The 16,720-nt window shown below is 57.9% G+C and carries 14 protein-coding genes, 2 tRNA genes and 1 pseudogene; 16 read left to right on the forward strand and 1 reads right to left on the reverse strand.

Going from position 1 to position 16,720, the window contains the following annotated elements:
• The first annotated feature begins 261 nt into the window (after positions 1 to 261).
• From dnaJ to AD668_RS29830, 6 genes and pseudogenes are all read left to right on the forward strand, one after another.
• Positions 262 to 1,386: a molecular chaperone DnaJ gene (gene dnaJ, locus AD668_RS02855; RefSeq protein ID WP_053154367.1), complete on the forward strand. Its 1,125-nt coding sequence runs from the start codon at positions 262 to 264 to the stop codon at positions 1,384 to 1,386.
• Between the two features lie 10 nt (positions 1,387 to 1,396).
• On the forward strand, positions 1,397 to 2,200 hold the full coding sequence (gene dapB, locus AD668_RS02860; protein ID WP_053154370.1) for a 4-hydroxy-tetrahydrodipicolinate reductase: 804 nt from the start codon (positions 1,397 to 1,399) through the stop codon (positions 2,198 to 2,200).
• Positions 2,201 to 2,459: 259 nt separating this feature from the next.
• Positions 2,460 to 3,596, forward strand: coding sequence for a glutamine-hydrolyzing carbamoyl-phosphate synthase small subunit (carA, locus tag AD668_RS02865; RefSeq protein ID WP_007988689.1), 1,137 nt, complete (start codon positions 2,460 to 2,462; stop codon positions 3,594 to 3,596).
• Positions 3,597 to 3,713: 117 nt separating this feature from the next.
• Positions 3,714 to 6,935 carry a carbamoyl-phosphate synthase large subunit gene (carB, locus tag AD668_RS02870; protein WP_053154374.1) on the forward strand — a complete coding sequence of 1,074 codons (3,222 nt, stop codon included), beginning with the start codon at positions 3,714 to 3,716 and terminating at the stop codon, positions 6,933 to 6,935.
• 2 nt (positions 6,936 to 6,937) lie between these two features.
• Positions 6,938 to 7,414 carry a transcription elongation factor GreA gene (gene greA / locus AD668_RS02875; protein WP_053154907.1) on the forward strand — a complete coding sequence of 159 codons (477 nt, stop codon included), beginning with the start codon at positions 6,938 to 6,940 and terminating at the stop codon, positions 7,412 to 7,414.
• Positions 7,415 to 7,462: 48 nt separating this feature from the next.
• Positions 7,463 to 7,668: pseudogene (locus AD668_RS29830) on the forward strand (MFS transporter); the annotation flags it as partial.
• A 42-nt stretch (positions 7,669 to 7,710) separates the two neighbouring features.
• Here AD668_RS29830 and AD668_RS02880 read toward each other — a convergent pair.
• Complete coding sequence (locus AD668_RS02880; protein ID WP_007942889.1) at positions 7,711 to 8,019, reverse strand: YhbY family RNA-binding protein; 309 nt, start codon at positions 8,017 to 8,019, stop codon at positions 7,711 to 7,713.
• Positions 8,020 to 8,120: 101 nt separating this feature from the next.
• Between AD668_RS02880 and rlmE the strand changes: the two genes are divergently transcribed.
• The 10 genes from rlmE to nusA all read left to right on the forward strand — a co-directional run bounded on the left by rlmE (position 8,121) and on the right by nusA (position 16,706).
• Positions 8,121 to 8,750 carry a 23S rRNA (uridine(2552)-2'-O)-methyltransferase RlmE gene (gene rlmE / locus AD668_RS02885; protein ID WP_053154377.1) on the forward strand — a complete coding sequence of 210 codons (630 nt, stop codon included), beginning with the start codon at positions 8,121 to 8,123 and terminating at the stop codon, positions 8,748 to 8,750.
• A gap of 201 nt (positions 8,751 to 8,951) precedes the next feature.
• Positions 8,952 to 10,862: an ATP-dependent zinc metalloprotease FtsH gene (gene ftsH / locus AD668_RS02890; protein WP_053154380.1), complete on the forward strand. Its 1,911-nt coding sequence runs from the start codon at positions 8,952 to 8,954 to the stop codon at positions 10,860 to 10,862.
• A gap of 8 nt (positions 10,863 to 10,870) precedes the next feature.
• Positions 10,871 to 11,722: a dihydropteroate synthase gene (gene folP, locus AD668_RS02895; protein ID WP_053154383.1), complete on the forward strand. Its 852-nt coding sequence runs from the start codon at positions 10,871 to 10,873 to the stop codon at positions 11,720 to 11,722.
• Between the two features lie 16 nt (positions 11,723 to 11,738).
• Entirely contained in the window at positions 11,739 to 13,076 is a 1,338-nt protein-coding gene (gene glmM, locus AD668_RS02900) for a phosphoglucosamine mutase (RefSeq protein ID WP_053154386.1), read from the forward strand.
• 66 nt (positions 13,077 to 13,142) lie between these two features.
• Positions 13,143 to 13,898 carry a triose-phosphate isomerase gene (gene tpiA, locus AD668_RS02905; protein ID WP_053154389.1) on the forward strand — a complete coding sequence of 252 codons (756 nt, stop codon included), beginning with the start codon at positions 13,143 to 13,145 and terminating at the stop codon, positions 13,896 to 13,898.
• Positions 13,899 to 13,902: 4 nt separating this feature from the next.
• Positions 13,903 to 14,286: a preprotein translocase subunit SecG gene (secG, locus tag AD668_RS02910; protein ID WP_017336473.1), complete on the forward strand. Its 384-nt coding sequence runs from the start codon at positions 13,903 to 13,905 to the stop codon at positions 14,284 to 14,286.
• Between the two features lie 22 nt (positions 14,287 to 14,308).
• Positions 14,309 to 14,394, forward strand: a tRNA-Leu gene (locus tag AD668_RS02915).
• A gap of 97 nt (positions 14,395 to 14,491) precedes the next feature.
• Positions 14,492 to 14,568, forward strand: a tRNA-Met gene (locus AD668_RS02920).
• A 138-nt stretch (positions 14,569 to 14,706) separates the two neighbouring features.
• Positions 14,707 to 15,165, forward strand: a complete 459-nt coding sequence (gene rimP / locus AD668_RS02925) for a ribosome maturation factor RimP (protein ID WP_038843818.1) — start codon at positions 14,707 to 14,709, stop codon at positions 15,163 to 15,165.
• Positions 15,166 to 15,224: 59 nt separating this feature from the next.
• Positions 15,225 to 16,706, forward strand: a complete 1,482-nt coding sequence (gene nusA, locus AD668_RS02930) for a transcription termination factor NusA (RefSeq protein ID WP_020796534.1) — start codon at positions 15,225 to 15,227, stop codon at positions 16,704 to 16,706.
• The last annotated feature ends 14 nt before the right edge of the window (positions 16,707 to 16,720 follow it).

A 16,720-nucleotide genomic window follows, 5' to 3' on the forward strand; every position in this document is an offset into this window, starting at 1 on the left:
TGACTGGTAGGATGTCGCCGCGCGGGAGCTTGCTCCCGCGTTGGCGTATCTGGAATACGCGAATTTTTACAGCATGCGACAGCGTTCGCGTGTTGGCGGTATGGCCGGGAATGCTCCTGCTTTTCGAGTCGCAAGTACCGCAAGAATCTAAGACCAGGATCGTTGAATTGACGTGAGTTGGGTCCGGGCCTGTATTGGGGCTCAACGAGTTCGGCAAACTCAGGAGGGTTTTGTCGGACGTCCTCAAGAGTGCAAAGACTTATGGCAAAGCGTGACTATTACGAAGTGTTGGGTGTTGAGCGCGGCTCAAGCGAAGCGGACCTGAAGAAGGCCTACCGTCGCCTGGCGATGAAGCATCACCCGGACCGTAATCCCGATGACAAAGCGTCGGAAGAAATGTTCAAGGAGGCCAACGAGGCCTACGAAGTGCTGTCCGATTCCGGCAAGCGTGCGGCGTACGACCAGTATGGCCATGCCGGTGTCGACCCGAGCATGGGTGGCGGCGGTGCCGGTTTCGGCGGTCAGAACTTCTCCGACATCTTTGGTGATGTGTTCAGTGACTTCTTCGGTGGCGGTCGCGGCGGTTCCCGTGGCGGCGCTCAGCGCGGCAGTGACTTGCGCTACACCCTGGAACTGGACTTGGAAGAGGCGGTGCGCGGTACGACCGTGAACATCCGGGTTCCGACGCTTACCAATTGCAAGCCTTGCGATGGTTCGGGTGCCAAGAAGGGTTCCGCGCCGGTAACCTGCCCGACTTGCGGCGGTATTGGCCAGGTGCGCATGCAGCAAGGTTTCTTCTCGGTGCAGCAAACCTGTCCGCGCTGCCATGGCCAGGGCAAGATCATTTCCGATCCGTGCGATTCCTGCCACGGCGAAGGTCGTGTCGAAGAGTACAAAACCCTGTCGGTGAAAGTGCCGGCCGGTGTCGATACCGGTGATCGCATTCGCCTGTCCGGCGAAGGTGAAGCGGGCGCTCAAGGTGGCCCGACGGGCGACCTGTACGTGGTGATCAACGTGCGTGAGCACTCGATCTTCCAGCGTGATGGCAAGCACCTGTTCTGCGAAGTGCCGATCAGCTTCGTCGATGCGGCGCTGGGTGGCGAGTTGGAGATTCCGACCCTTGATGGTCGGGTCAAGTTGAAGATCCCCGAGGGGACTCAGACCGGCAAGCAGTTTCGCGTACGTGGCAAGGGTGTCGCGCCTGTGCGTGGCGGTGGAGCTGGCGACTTGATGTGTCGCGTGGCGGTCGAGACTCCAGTCAATCTGAGTCGTCGCCAGCGTGAAATGCTCGAGGAGTTCCGTAGTTCGCTGGCGGATGACAACAGCCATTCGCCAAAAACCACCGGTTGGTTCGAAGGCGTGAAGCGCTTCTTCGGCGATTTGTAAGGAGGCAGGCATGCGACGTATTGCAGTGATGGGCGCCGCCGGGCGCATGGGCAAGACCCTGATTGAAGCTGTGCAGCAAGCCGCAGGTGCGGGTCTGACAGCGGCGGTAGATCGCCCTGACAGCACGCTGGTTGGTGCGGATGCTGGTGAGCTGGCGGCTATCGGTCGCATCGGCGTGCCGTTGTCTGGTGATCTGGATCGGGTGGTCGACGAGTTCGACGTGCTGATCGACTTCACTCACCCGACGGTCACCCTGAAGAACCTCGCATTCTGCCGCAAGCATGGCAAGGCGATGATCATCGGCACCACGGGTTTCAGTGTTGAAGAGAAGCAACTGCTGGCAGAAGCAGGCAAGGACATTCCGATTGTTTTTGCAGCCAACTTCAGCGTGGGTGTGAACCTTTGTCTGAAGTTGCTCGACACGGCTGCTCGCGTTTTGGGCGACGATGTTGATATCGAAATCACCGAAGCTCACCATCGTCACAAGGTCGATGCACCGTCCGGCACTGCCGTGCGTATGGGTGAAGTGATTGCCGATGCGTTGGGTCGTGATCTGAAGAAAGTGGCCGTCTATGGTCGCGAAGGGCAGACCGGCGCTCGCGAGCGCGAGACCATTGGTTTCGCTACGGTACGTGCCGGCGACATCGTCGGTGATCACACCGTGCTGTTCGCCGCTGACGGTGAGCGCGTCGAAATCACGCACAAGGCGTCCAGTCGCATGACTTTCGCCAAGGGTGCGGTACGTGCTGCATTGTGGCTGGACGGGCGCGAGCCTGGCCTTTACGACATGCAAGACGTGCTCGATCTGCGTTAAGATGCACCCGAAATCGGGCTCGCGCACAGCGTTTGAGCCCGGTTTTATTTCGCCAAGCGACGTCCTGTCGCATTCTCCAGCCTTTAAGGCTCATTGGCGGTAGACCAAAAAGGCCTTTTTCTGTAAGCTACAGCTTTAGTGTGTCCACTAAAAGCGCGCAGAATAATTCAGTGAAGAAGCGGGGTGACGTGTCCATACGTCACTCCGCTTTTTTACAACCTGCGATCGCCCTTTCAGGCTTTATTTACGGGAGGTCTTCTTGACTAAGCCAGCCATACTCGCCCTTGCTGATGGCAGCATTTTTCGCGGCGAAGCCATTGGAGCCGACGGTCAAACCGTTGGTGAGGTGGTGTTCAACACCGCAATGACCGGCTATCAGGAAATCCTTACCGATCCTTCCTACGCCCAACAGATCGTTACCCTGACTTACCCGCACATCGGCAACACCGGCACCACGCCGGAAGACGCTGAGTCCAACCGCGTCTGGTCTGCCGGCCTGGTCATTCGCGACCTGCCACTGGTTGCGAGCAACTGGCGTAACACGATGTCTCTGTCCGACTACCTGAAGGCCAACAACGTTGTGGCCATCGCCGGTATCGACACTCGCCGCCTGACGCGCATTCTGCGTGAAAAAGGCGCGCAGAACGGCTGCATCATGGCCGGTGACAACATTTCCGAAGAAGCTGCTATTGCGGCCGCCCAAGGTTTCCCTGGTCTCAAAGGCATGGACCTGGCGAAAGTGGTCAGCACCAAGGAAAGCTACGAGTGGCGCTCGACTGTCTGGGATCTGAAAACCGACAGCCACGCGACCATCGAAGCCTCCGAGCTGCCGTACCACGTGGTGGCCTACGACTACGGTGTCAAGGTGAACATCCTGCGCATGCTGGTCGAGCGCGGTTGCCGCGTGACCGTCGTGCCGGCGCAAACCCCTGCCGCCGATGTGCTGGCGCTGAAGCCGGACGGCGTGTTCCTGTCCAACGGCCCTGGCGATCCGGAGCCTTGCGACTACGCGATCCAGGCGATCAAGGACGTGCTGGAAACCGAGATTCCGGTCTTCGGTATCTGCCTCGGTCACCAGCTGCTGGCCTTGGCCTCCGGCGCCAAGACCCTGAAAATGGGTCACGGCCACCACGGTGCCAACCACCCCGTCCAGGACCTGGACAGCGGCGTGGTGATGATCACCAGCCAGAACCACGGTTTTGCCGTGGACGAAGCGACCCTGCCGGCCAACGTTCGCGCGATCCACAAATCGCTATTCGACGGCACCCTGCAAGGGATCGAGCGTACCGACAAGAGCGCCTTCAGCTTCCAGGGTCACCCGGAAGCCAGCCCTGGCCCGAACGACGTAGCGCCATTGTTTGATCGCTTCATCAACGAGATGGCCAAGCGGCGCTGATCCCTCGCCCTGATGTAGCAAAGCTTGAGGGTGGCCCCGCACTGGCGGCCCCCTCAAGGCTTCAGAGATTGAACAAGACGGCTTGCCGACTGACCTGCGGATTTGAGTGACAAACCCATGCCAAAACGTACAGACATTAAAAGCATCCTGATTCTTGGCGCTGGCCCGATCGTGATCGGCCAGGCTTGCGAATTCGACTACTCCGGCGCCCAGGCCTGCAAAGCCCTGCGCGAAGAGGGCTACCGCGTCATCCTGGTGAACTCCAACCCGGCCACCATCATGACCGACCCGGCCATGGCCGACGCGACCTACATCGAGCCGATCAAGTGGCAGACCGTTGCCAAGATCATCGAGAAAGAGCGTCCGGACGCGCTGCTGCCGACCATGGGTGGCCAGACAGCGCTGAACTGTGCGCTGGATCTGGAGCGTGAAGGCGTTCTGGAGAAGTTCGGCGTAGAGATGATCGGTGCCAATGCCGACACCATCGACAAGGCGGAAGACCGTTCGCGTTTTGACAAGGCGATGAAATCCATCGGCCTGGCGTGCCCGCGTTCCGGTATCGCCCACAGCATGGAAGAGGCCAATGCGGTCCTCGAGAAGCTCGGCTTCCCGTGCATCATCCGTCCGTCCTTCACCATGGGTGGCACCGGCGGCGGTATCGCTTACAACCGTGAAGAGTTCGAAGAAATCTGCGCCCGTGGTCTGGACCTGTCGCCGACCAAAGAGCTGCTGATCGACGAATCGCTGATCGGCTGGAAAGAATACGAAATGGAGGTTGTCCGCGATAAGAAGGACAACTGCATCATCGTCTGCTCCATCGAAAACTTCGACCCGATGGGCGTGCACACCGGTGACTCGATCACCGTGGCTCCTGCACAGACCCTGACCGACAAGGAATACCAGATCCTGCGTAACGCCTCCCTGGCGGTATTGCGCGAGATCGGCGTGGAAACCGGCGGTTCCAACGTGCAGTTCGGCATCTGCCCGGACACGGGCCGCATGGTCGTCATCGAGATGAACCCGCGGGTGTCCCGTTCCTCGGCACTGGCCTCCAAGGCGACCGGGTTCCCGATCGCCAAGGTCGCGGCCAAGCTGGCAGTTGGCTACACCCTCGACGAACTGTCGAACGACATCACCGGCGGCAAGACCCCTGCGTCCTTCGAGCCGTCCATCGACTACGTCGTCACCAAGCTGCCACGCTTCGCTTTCGAGAAGTTCCCCAAGGCTGACGCGCGCCTGACCACTCAGATGAAGTCTGTGGGTGAAGTCATGGCCATCGGCCGTACCTTCCAGGAATCCCTGCAGAAAGCCCTGCGGGGTCTGGAAGTGGGCGTTTGCGGCCTGGACGAGAAGGTTGACCTGAACAACCCGGAAAGCATGAGCGTGCTCAAGCGCGAGCTGACCGTGCCGGGCGCCGAGCGTATCTGGTACGTGGCGGATGCAATGCGCGCCGGCATGAGTGTTGATGACATCTTCAGCATGACCATGATCGATCGTTGGTTCCTGGTGCAGATGGAAGACCTGATCAAGGACGAAGAGAAGGTCAAGACCCTGGGTCTGACCAGCATCGACCGCGACCTGATGTTCCGTCTCAAGCGCAAAGGCTTCTCCGACATGCGCCTGGCCAAGCTGCTGGGTGTGACCGAGAAGGCCCTGCGCCGTCACCGTCACAAGCTCGAGGTGTACCCGGTCTACAAGCGCGTCGACACCTGCGCGGCCGAGTTCGCCACCGACACCGCCTACCTGTACTCGACCTACGAGGAGGAGTGCGAGGCTGCGCCATCGGGTCGCGACAAGATCATGATCCTGGGCGGCGGTCCAAACCGTATCGGCCAGGGCATCGAGTTCGACTACTGCTGCGTTCACGCGGCACTGGCACTGCGCGACGACGGGTACGAGACCATCATGGTCAACTGCAACCCGGAAACCGTTTCCACTGACTACGACACTTCCGATCGCCTGTACTTCGAGCCAGTGACCCTGGAAGACGTGCTGGAAATCGTCCGCGTCGAGAAGCCTAAAGGCGTGATCGTCCAGTACGGCGGCCAGACCCCGCTGAAACTGGCGCGTGCCCTTGAAGAGGCCGGCGTACCGATCATCGGCACCAGCCCTGACGCCATCGACCGCGCTGAAGACCGTGAGCGCTTCCAGCAGATGGTCGAGCGCCTGAACCTGCGTCAGCCGCCTAACGCCACGGTGCGCAGCGAAGACGAAGCGATTCGTGCCGCCGCCAAGATCGGTTACCCGCTGGTGGTGCGTCCGTCCTACGTACTGGGCGGTCGTGCGATGGAAATCGTCTACGAAGAAGAGGAACTCAAGCGCTACCTGCGTGATGCGGTGAAAGTGTCCAACGACAGCCCGGTGCTGCTTGACCACTTCCTCAACTGCGCCATCGAAATGGACGTGGATGCGGTCTGCGACGGCACCGACGTGGTGATCGGCGCGATCATGCAGCACATCGAGCAGGCCGGCGTTCACTCCGGTGACTCCGCGTGCTCGCTGCCGCCGTACTCGCTGCCGGCGCACATCCAGGACGAGATGCGTGAGCAGGTCAAGAAAATGGCCCTGGAACTGGGTGTGATCGGCCTGATGAACGTACAGTTGGCCCTGCAAGGCGACGACATCTACGTCATCGAAGTCAACCCGCGTGCTTCCCGTACCGTGCCGTTCGTATCCAAGTGCATCGGTGTTTCCCTGGCAATGATCGCCGCTCGTGTCATGGCCGGTAAGACCCTGAAGGAAATCGGCTTCACCAAGGAAATCATTCCGAACTTCTACAGCGTGAAAGAGGCGGTATTCCCATTCGCCAAATTCCCTGGCGTTGACCCGATCCTCGGCCCAGAGATGAAGTCGACCGGCGAAGTGATGGGCGTGGGCGACACTTTCGGTGAAGCATTCGCCAAGGCCCAGATGGGTGCCAGCGAAGTACTGCCAACCGGCGGCACTGCGTTCATCAGCGTACGTGATGACGACAAGCCACTGGTTGCAGGCGTAGCCCGTGATCTGATCAACTTGGGTTTCGAAGTGGTTGCCACTGCCGGTACTGCCAAGCTGATCGAAGCCGCAGGCCTGAAAGTGCGTCGTGTGAACAAGGTGACCGAAGGCCGTCCGCACGTGGTCGACATGATCAAGAATGACGAAGTCACGCTGATCATCAACACCACCGAAGGTCGTCAGTCGATCGCTGATTCGTACTCCATTCGTCGAAATGCCCTGCAGCACAAGATTTACTGCACCACCACCATTGCTGCTGGCGAAGCCATCTGTGAAGCGCTCAAGTTCGGTCCAGAGAAGACCGTGCGTCGCTTGCAGGATCTACACGCAGGATTGAAGGCATGAGCATAACCAAGTACCCGATGACAGTTCAGGGCGCTCGCGCCCTGGAAGAAGAACATGCTCACCTGACCAAGGTCGTTCGTCCCAAGCTTAGCCAGGACATCGGTACGGCCCGCGAGTTGGGTGACTTGAAGGAAAACGCCGAATACCACGCTGCTCGCGAGCAGCAGGGTATGGTCGAGGCGCGGATCCGTGATATCGAAGGCCGGATTCAGAATCAGGTGGTAATCGATGTCACGACCATTCCTCACACCGGCAAAGTGATTTTCGGCACAACCGTCGAGATCGCCAACGTCGAGACTGATGAGCGCGTCACTTACCACATCGTGGGTGAGGACGAGGCTGACTTCAAACTCGGCAAGATTTCGGTCGGTTCGCCATTGGCCCGCGCCTTGATTGCCAAGGAAGAGGGCGATGTCGTGGCGGTCAAGACGCCTGGTGGCGTTATCGAGTACGAGATTGTAGAAGTTCGCCACATCTGAAGGCCGGCATCCGTTTCGTGCGGGTGCCCTGCTTTGAGGCTGATCCTGATGTTGTGGGTCGGCTGGTTGTGGTTGTTACACTTTTGGTTTGCTGCCGGTGCTGGGCCGAATTGGCCTGGCGCCGGTGCTGATCGACGATTTTACGGCATGCTGAAGGCGCTGATGCTGAGGTTAGTCGCAGCGTGCGTGATTTTCAGGCTTTGGTGCTGATTGAGGCCGAGGGCCTTGTCAGTCTATGGCGGGATTTTCGTGGGTGGAGCGGCAGGGTGCGCGAAGCACACCCTTGACCCTTGTCATCACTTGAAGCGATGGACGTTTGACAGCTGCTTGTTGACGCTGAAGTTCTTGCGGTAAATCAGTGCCATCTTGCCGATGACTTGAACCAGATCCGCTTTGCCGACCTTGCACAGTTCTGCAATGGACGCCAGACGCGATTCACGATCGAGGATGTTGAGCTTGATTTTAATCAGCTCGTGATCCGCCAATGCGCGTTCTAGTTCGGCTAAAACACCTTCAGTCAAACCGTTGTCAGCCACAATCAAAACTGGTTTCAGATGGTGGCCAATGGATTTGTACTGTTTCTTCTGCTCTTGAGTGAGCGGCATAATCTGACCCTTTCGTCTGGATTCTGTAAAATGGCGGCCATTTTACCCGAGGGCTCGTGGATCCGCCCAATTAATCACGACCCTTATCATCGAGGTGCCCAATGGCGCGTTCCAAGACAAGCCTTGGTTGGCTGAAAAGACATGTCAATGATCCTTATGTGAAGCAGGCGCAGAAGGATGGCTACCGCTCGCGTGCGAGTTACAAGCTCCTGGAGGTCCAGGAGAAATACAAGCTGATCCGTCCAGGCATGAGCGTTGTCGACCTGGGTGCGGCCCCTGGTGGCTGGTCGCAGGTCACTAGCCGGCTGATTGGTGGGCAGGGGCGCTTGATCGCCTCGGACATACTGGAAATGGACAGCATTCCGGACGTAACTTTCATCCAGGGTGACTTCACCCAGGACGAAGTGCTCGCCCGGATCCTGGAGGCCGTGGGTAATTCGCAGGTGGACCTTGTGATTTCCGATATGGCCCCCAATATGAGTGGTACGCCTGCCGTAGACATGCCAAAAGCCATGTTCCTTTGCGAGCTGGCGCTTGATCTGGCGGAGAGGATACTCAAGCCGGGTGGTAATTTCGTGATCAAGGTTTTTCAGGGTGAAGGGTTTGATGCTTACGTGAAGGACGCTCGTCAGAAATTCGACAAGGTCCAGATGATCAAGCCGGACTCTTCCCGTGGCAGCTCCCGCGAGCAATACATGCTGGCTTGGGGTTACCGCGGTAGTAGCGAGTAAACGAGGTTTTTCGACCGGGGCGATAGGATTTTCGTATTTCGCCTTGTAAGAATTAGCGAATATTGTGTAGGAAGTGTTTCACAAAGGGTTACAGACGGCGCCTGCCAAGTTGTAGGTAATGTAGTAAGTTAGGCCGGTGAATATCATGCGAAGCGCGCGCCACCAGCGGCGCTTGCTTCAGAGGGTAGTTAATTGAACGATATGGCAAAGAATCTGATCCTGTGGTTGATCATCGCGGCTGTCCTGGTGACAGTGATGAACAACTTCTCCAGCCCTAATGAGCCGCAGACCCTCAACTATTCCGACTTCATCCAGCAGGTCAAGGATGGCAAGGTCGAGCGCGTAGCGGTTGATGGCTACGTGATTACCGGCAAGCGCAACGATGGCGACAGCTTCAAGACCATTCGTCCGGCGATCCAGGACAATGGCCTGATCGGCGATCTGGTGGATAACCACGTCGTGGTCGAAGGCAAACAGCCTGAGCAGCAAAGCATCTGGACTCAGCTCCTGGTCGCAAGCTTTCCGATCCTGGTGATCATCGCCGTGTTCATGTTCTTCATGCGCCAGATGCAGGGTGGCGCTGGCGGCAAGGGAGGACCGATGAGCTTCGGCAAGAGCAAGGCGCGCCTGCTCTCCGAAGATCAGGTGAAGACCACCCTGGCTGACGTTGCCGGTTGCGACGAAGCCAAGGAAGAAGTTGGCGAGCTGGTCGAGTTTCTCCGTGATCCGGGCAAGTTCCAGCGTCTGGGCGGCCGGATTCCTCGCGGTGTGCTGATGGTCGGTCCTCCTGGTACCGGTAAAACCTTGCTCGCCAAGGCGATTGCCGGTGAAGCCAAGGTGCCGTTCTTTACCATTTCCGGTTCTGACTTCGTCGAAATGTTCGTCGGTGTCGGCGCCAGTCGTGTTCGCGACATGTTCGAACAGGCGAAGAAACACGCTCCATGCATCATCTTCATCGACGAAATCGATGCTGTTGGTCGCCATCGTGGCGCTGGCATGGGTGGTGGTCACGACGAACGTGAGCAGACTCTCAACCAGTTGCTGGTGGAGATGGACGGCTTCGAAATGAATGACGGCATCATCGTGATTGCAGCGACCAACCGACCTGACGTACTGGACCCGGCGTTGCTGCGTCCGGGCCGTTTCGACCGCCAGGTCGTGGTTGGTCTGCCGGATATTCGTGGTCGTGAACAGATTCTCAAGGTCCACATGCGCAAAGTGCCAATGGGCGACGACGTTGCTCCGGCAGTGATCGCTCGTGGTACGCCTGGGTTCTCTGGTGCCGATCTGGCCAACCTGGTCAACGAAGCCTCGTTGTTTGCTGCGCGTGCCGGCAAGCGCATCGTCGAAATGAAAGAATTCGAGTTGGCCAAAGACAAGATCATGATGGGTGCCGAGCGCAAGTCCATGGTCATGTCCGAGAAAGAAAAGCAGAACACCGCTTATCACGAGGCGGGCCACGCTATCGTGGGTCGCGTCGTTCCCGAGCATGATCCGGTTTACAAGGTCTCGATCATCCCGCGCGGTCGCGCTCTGGGTGTGACCATGTTCCTGCCGGAAGAAGATCGCTACAGCCTGTCCAAGCGCGCATTGATCAGCCAGATCTGTTCGCTGTACGGTGGTCGTATTGCTGAAGAAATGACCTTGGGTGTCGATGGTGTGACCACCGGCGCTTCCAACGACATCATGCGTGCCAGCCAGATTGCGCGGAACATGGTGACCAAGTGGGGTCTTTCGGAAAAACTCGGCCCATTGATGTACGCCGAAGAAGAAGGCGAGGTGTTCCTGGGTCGCGGCGGTGGTGGTCAGAGCGCGAGTTTCTCCGGGGAGACAGCCAAACTGATCGACTCCGAAGTGCGCAGCATCATCGATCAGTGCTATGGCACGGCCAAGCAGATCCTCACGGACAACCGTGACAAGCTCGACGCCATGGCTGATGCCCTGATGAAGTACGAGACGATCGACGCCGAACAGATCAACGACATCATGGCAGGTCGACCGCCCCGCGAGCCGCGCGACTGGTCGGGTGGCACTGGCACTTCCGGAACCCCTCCGGTTGTGCAGGACGAGCGTCCGGAAACACCCATTGGTGGTCCGGCTGCTGACGTTTAAGGTTTGAAATGACTTCTGTTCTGTCCTCGACCCGGTTGCCTTGCGGCAGCCGGGTTCTTGATTTGGCCCAGACGCATGTCATGGGCATTCTCAATGTCACTCCTGATTCTTTCTCTGATGGTGGCCAGTACAGCCAGCTTGACGCGGCCATGCGCCACGCCGAAGCCATGGTCGCGGCCGGCGCAACCCTCATTGATGTCGGTGGCGAGTCCACGCGCCCCGGTGCGAGGGCTGTATCGCCGCTGGAGGAGTTGGAGCGCGTAGCGCCTATAGTGGAGCGCATCAGTCGCGAGTTGGACGTGATCATTTCGGTCGATACGTCTACGCCATCGGTGATGCGCGAAACTGCGCGTCTAGGCGCTGGTTTGATCAACGATGTGCGCTCGTTGCGCCGTGATGGCGCCCTGGATGCGGCCGCCGCCACCGGACTGCCAGTTTGCCTTATGCATATGCTCGGCGAGCCCGGCGATATGCAGGACAATCCTCAGTATCAGGACGTTACGAAAGAAGTCGGCGAGTTTCTCGCTGAGCGCATGGTTCAGTGTTCTCTGGCGGGTATTTCTCCTGAGCGGGTCATCCTCGATCCTGGCTTTGGCTTCGCCAAAACCTTGCAGCACAATCTAAGCTTGTTCAAGCATATGGAAGCTCTGCATGCCTTGGGGCGACCCCTTTTGGTTGGGGTTTCGCGCAAGAGCATGATTGGGCAGGCTTTGGGTCGTCCGGTTGGTGAGCGACTGTTTGGTGGCCTGGCGCTCGCAGCTCTGGCTTCGGTGAAAGGGGCGTGTATATTGCGCGTCCATGATGTCGCCGAAACAGTGGATGTGGTGCGGATGATAGCCGCGGTGGGATCAGCCGAATAAGAATTGTGGAGTACTTATGAGCAAAAAATACTTTGGCACCGATGGTATTCGTGGCCGTGTCGGAGAGTATCCGATTACTCCTGATTTTATGCTTAAGCTCGGCTGGGCGGCGGGCATGGCATTCCGAAAAATGGGTGCCTGCAAAGTGCTGGTGGGTAAAGACACCCGGATCTCCGGCTACATGTTCGAGTCGGCGCTTGAAGCGGGTCTCACTTCGGCCGGTGCTGATGTAATGTTGCTGGGTCCGATGCCGACGCCTGCAATTGCGTATCTGACGCGCACCTTTCATGCCGAAGCCGGCATCGTGATCAGTGCATCGCACAATCCCCATGATGACAACGGCATCAAGTTTTTCTCCGGCAAGGGCACCAAGCTGCCAGACGAAGTCGAGCTCATGATCGAGGAATTGCTCGATACCCCGATGACCGTGGTTGAGTCGAGCAAGATCGGCAAGGTATCGCGAATCAACGACGCATCGGGCCGATACATCGAGTTCTGCAAGAGCAGCGTGCCGACCGGTACCAATTTCACCGGCCTGAAAATCGTGATCGATTGCGCGCACGGTGCCACTTACAAAGTGGCGCCGAGTGTGTTTCGTGAGCTGGGGGCCGACGTTGTCGTGCTGTCCGCACAACCGAATGGCCTGAACATCAATGACAACTGCGGGTCGACCCATATGGGTCAGTTACAGGCCGCTGTGGTGGCTGAGCATGCTGATCTGGGAATCGCCTTCGATGGTGATGGCGACCGGGTTCAGATGGTTGATCACACGGGCGCAGTAGTGGATGGTGATGAGCTGCTGTTCATCATTGCCCGGGATCTGCATGAGCGTGACAAGCTGCAAGGCGGTGTGGTCGGAACCCTGATGAGTAATCTGGGGTTGGAACTGGCCCTGGCGGATCTGGGTATTCCGTTCGTGCGTGCGAATGTCGGTGACCGATATGTGATTGCCGAGCTGCTTGAGCGTGACTGGATCGTGGGTGGTGAAAATTCGGGGCATGTTGTGTGCTTCAGTCATACCACTACCGGTGATGCGATCATTGCGGCTCTGCAGGTATTGATGGCATTGAAGATACGTAATGAAAGCTTGGCGCAATCGCGTCAGACGCTACGCAAGTGCCCTCAGGTACTGATCAACGTGCGCTTCGGCGGCGGCGCAAATCCCATTGAGCACCCGTCCGTGAAAGAGGCTAGCGAGCGCGTTACGAAGTCGATGGCGGGGCGCGGACGAGTGCTGTTGCGTAAGTCCGGGACCGAGCCGTTGGTGCGTGTCATGGTTGAAGGTGAAGACGAAGCAGTGGTTCGTGGATACGCCGAAGAGCTGGCTAAACTGGTAACTGAAGTTTCTGCCTGAATTCGGCTTGCCAGCCTCGATTGTGTTGGGTAACATCTGCGCCCACTTTGACCGACGAGGTACAGCATGCGTCGCCCTATGGTAGCTGGTAACTGGAAGATGCACGGTACCCGCGCCAGCGTCGCTGAGCTGATCAACGGCCTTCGTGAGTTGGCCTTGCCGAGCGGTGTTGATGTCGTGGTATTCCCACCTTTGCTGCATATCAATCAAGTGATTGATGGTCTGGAAGGGAAGTCGATTTCGGTCGGCGCGCAGAATTCTGCGGTGGAATCCGGGCAAGGTGCGTTGACCGGTGAAGTTGCGCCGAGTCAGTTGGTGGATGCAGGTTGTTCCCTGGTGCTTGTTGGGCATTCCGAGCGCCGCCAGATTATGGGCGAGCAGGACGCAATGCTGATTCGCAAGTTCGCAGCGGCACAGGCAAGTGGCTTGATTCCGGTGTTGTGCATAGGGGAGACCCTGGAGCAGCGCGAAGCCGGTAAAACTCTTGAGGTTGTCTCGCGTCAGCTTGGCAGTATCATCGAGGAGCTGGGTGTCGGTGTATTTGCAAAGGCGGTAATTGCTTACGAGCCGGTCTGGGCCATTGGTACCGGGCTGACTGCTTCGCCGCAACAGGCGCAGGATGTGCATGCAGCCATCCGCGGTCAGTTGGCGGCAGAGAATTCTGAAGTCGCGCAAGGTGTGCGGCTTCTATACGGCGGCAGCGTGAAGGCGGCCAATGCGGTCGAACTGTTCGGCATGCCGGATATCGATGGGGGTCTCATTGGTGGGGCTTCCCTGAATGCAGATGAGTTCGGTGCGATCTGTCGCGCCGCGGGAAACTGAAAAAATGCTGGAAACAGTCGTAGTCGTTTTTCATCTGCTGGGTGCATTGGGCGTAGTTGCTCTGGTTTTGCTGCAGCAGGGTAAAGGTGCGGACGCTGGCGCGTCTTTCGGAGCAGGTGCTTCAAATACTGTGTTCGGAAGCCAAGGTTCCTCTACCTTTCTTAGTAAGTTTACTGCTATACTTGCCGCAGGTTTTTTCATAACCAGCTTAGGGTTAGGTTACTTTGCTAAAGAGAAGGCTCACCAGCTGACTCAAGTAGGTCTCCCAAATCCAGCGGTGCTGGAAGTTCCAAAGCAACAACCGGCTTCTGATGATGTCCCGGTGCTTCAAGAGCAAAAGTCGGCTACTCCAGCGACTGACGTACCTCCAGCTCAAGAGCAAAAGTAAGAAGAGCTTCACATGTAGTTTTGCCGAGGTGGTGGAATTGGTAGACACGCAACCTTGAGGTGGTTGTGCCCATAGGGTGTAGGGGTTCGAGTCCCCTTCTCGGTACCAATTAGTCAGGAGAGCCCGCTGTTGCGGGCTTTCTTGCAGGTGGAAGGTTACATTGACCCTGTAGGGGATCGGTCGTATACTTCCGCCCCAGCTTTGTCGCGGGGTGGAGCAGTCTGGTAGCTCGTCGGGCTCATAACCCGAAGGTCGTCGGTTCAAATCCGGCCCCCGCAACCAGTTTAAGGAGCCCCTTTTAAGGGGCTTTTTGTTAGCTGGACACTTTCAACGCCGCTGTTCGACGGCGTTTCAAGGATGGGCGTTTCGCCCATTTTTTTATTTTGCATAGCATGCACATACATGCACTAGGGGGTTCAGGTGTCGAGCAAGCTAGAAGAGTTGCAGGCCTTGCTGGCCCCGGTGGTCGTGGCCCTAGGCTATGAATGCTGGGGTATCGAGTTTTCGGCTCAGGGTCGTCACTCGATGTTGCGCGTTTATATCGATAAAGAAGGCGGTGTGCTGGTGGACGATTGCGCCATTGTCAGCCGTCAGATCAGCGGTGTGCTGGATGTGGAAGATCCAATCTCCGTTGAGTACACCCTTGAAGTTTCCTCGCCTGGCATGGAACGCCCTCTGTTCACTATTGAGCAGTTTGCAAAATTTGCCGGTGAACAAGTGAAGATCAAGCTGCGCTCGCCTTTTGAAGGACGACGCAACTTTCAGGGCCTTCTGCGCGGCGTAGAAGAGCAGGATGTTGTGGTGCAGGTGGAAGACCATGAGTTCCTGTTGCCGATCGATATGATCGACAAGGCCAACATTATTCCCAGTTTTGACTGAGGCGTGCCAGATACTGCGGATCCCGCGGATCCAATGGCTTGCGAAAGGCGAGGCGTACGATGAGCAAAGAAGTACTGCTGGTTGTTGAGTCGGTATCCAACGAAAAGGGTGTACCGGCAAACGTGATTTTTGAAGCGCTGGAGCTGGCTCTGGCCACTGCGACCAAAAAACGTTTTGAGGACGAAGTCGATCTGCGTGTGGAAATCAATCGCCACACCGGTGCTTATGAGACTTTTCGTCGCTGGACAGTCGTCGAAGAAGACGACCTGGACGATCCGGCCATCGAAACCTGGCCGAGCAAGGTTGCTGAAACGCACCCTGGCGCCAAGGTGGGTGATGTAGTCGAAGAGAAAATCGAGTCTATTGAATTCGGTCGCATCGCTGCGCAGACTGCAAAGCAAGTCATTGTGCAGAAAGTTCGCGAAGCCGAGCGCGCTCAGGTTGTTGATGCTTACCGCGAGCGCCTGGGTGAAATCATCTCCGGCACCGTGAAAAAAGTCACCCGCGACAACGTGATCGTTGATCTGGGCAACAACGCTGAAGCGTTGCTGGCCCGTGAAGACATCATTTCTCGCGAAACTTTCCGGGTTGGCGTGCGTCTGCGTGCGCTGCTCAAGGAAATCCGCACCGAGAACCGCGGCCCGCAGTTGATCCTGTCGCGCACCGCGCCGGAAATGCTGATCGAGTTGTTCCGCATCGAAGTGCCGGAAATTGCTGAAGGCCTGATCGAAGTAATGGCCGCCTCCCGTGATCCGGGTTCGCGTGCCAAGATCGCCGTTCGTTCCAAGGACAAACGCATCGACCCGCAAGGCGCTTGCATCGGTATGCGCGGTTCGCGCGTCCAGGCAGTGTCGGGCGAGTTGGGCGGTGAGCGTGTTGACATCGTTCTGTGGGACGACAACCCGGCTCAGTTCGTAATCAACGCCATGTCCCCGGCCGAGGTTGCGGCAATTATCGTTGACGAAGATGCCCATGCAATGGACATCGCCGTCGGCGCAGACAATCTGGCTCAGGCCATCGGTCGCGGTGGTCAGAACGTGCGTCTGGCCAGCCAGTTGACTGGCTGGACCCTGAACGTGATGACCGAATCGGACATCCAGGCTAAACAGCAGGCGGAAACCGGCGACATCCTGCGCAACTTCATCGACGAGCTGGAAGTCGACGAAGATCTGGCACAGGTGCTGGTGGACGAAGGCTTTACCAGCCTGGAAGAGATTGCCTACGTACCGTTGGAAGAAATGCTCAACATCGACGGCTTTGACGAAGACACCGTCAACGAGCTTCGCGCTCGGGCCAAGGATCGCTTGTTGACTAAAGCCATCGCTACTGAGGAAAAGCTGGCAGACGCCCATCCGGCCGAAGACCTGCTCTCGCTTGAGGGTATGGACAAGGATTTGGCGATGGAACTGGCGGTGCGCGGCGTAATTACCCGCGAAGACCTGGCCGAGCAGTCTATTGACGACCTGCTCGACATCGACGGCATTGACGATGATCGTGCCGGCAAGTTGATCATGGCCGCCCGAGCCCACTGGTTCGAGTAATTAGGCGCGGCCTG

The sequence above is a fragment of the Pseudomonas sp. P1.8 genome, from assembly GCF_001269805.1.
Lineage (GTDB): Bacteria > Pseudomonadota > Gammaproteobacteria > Pseudomonadales > Pseudomonadaceae > Aquipseudomonas.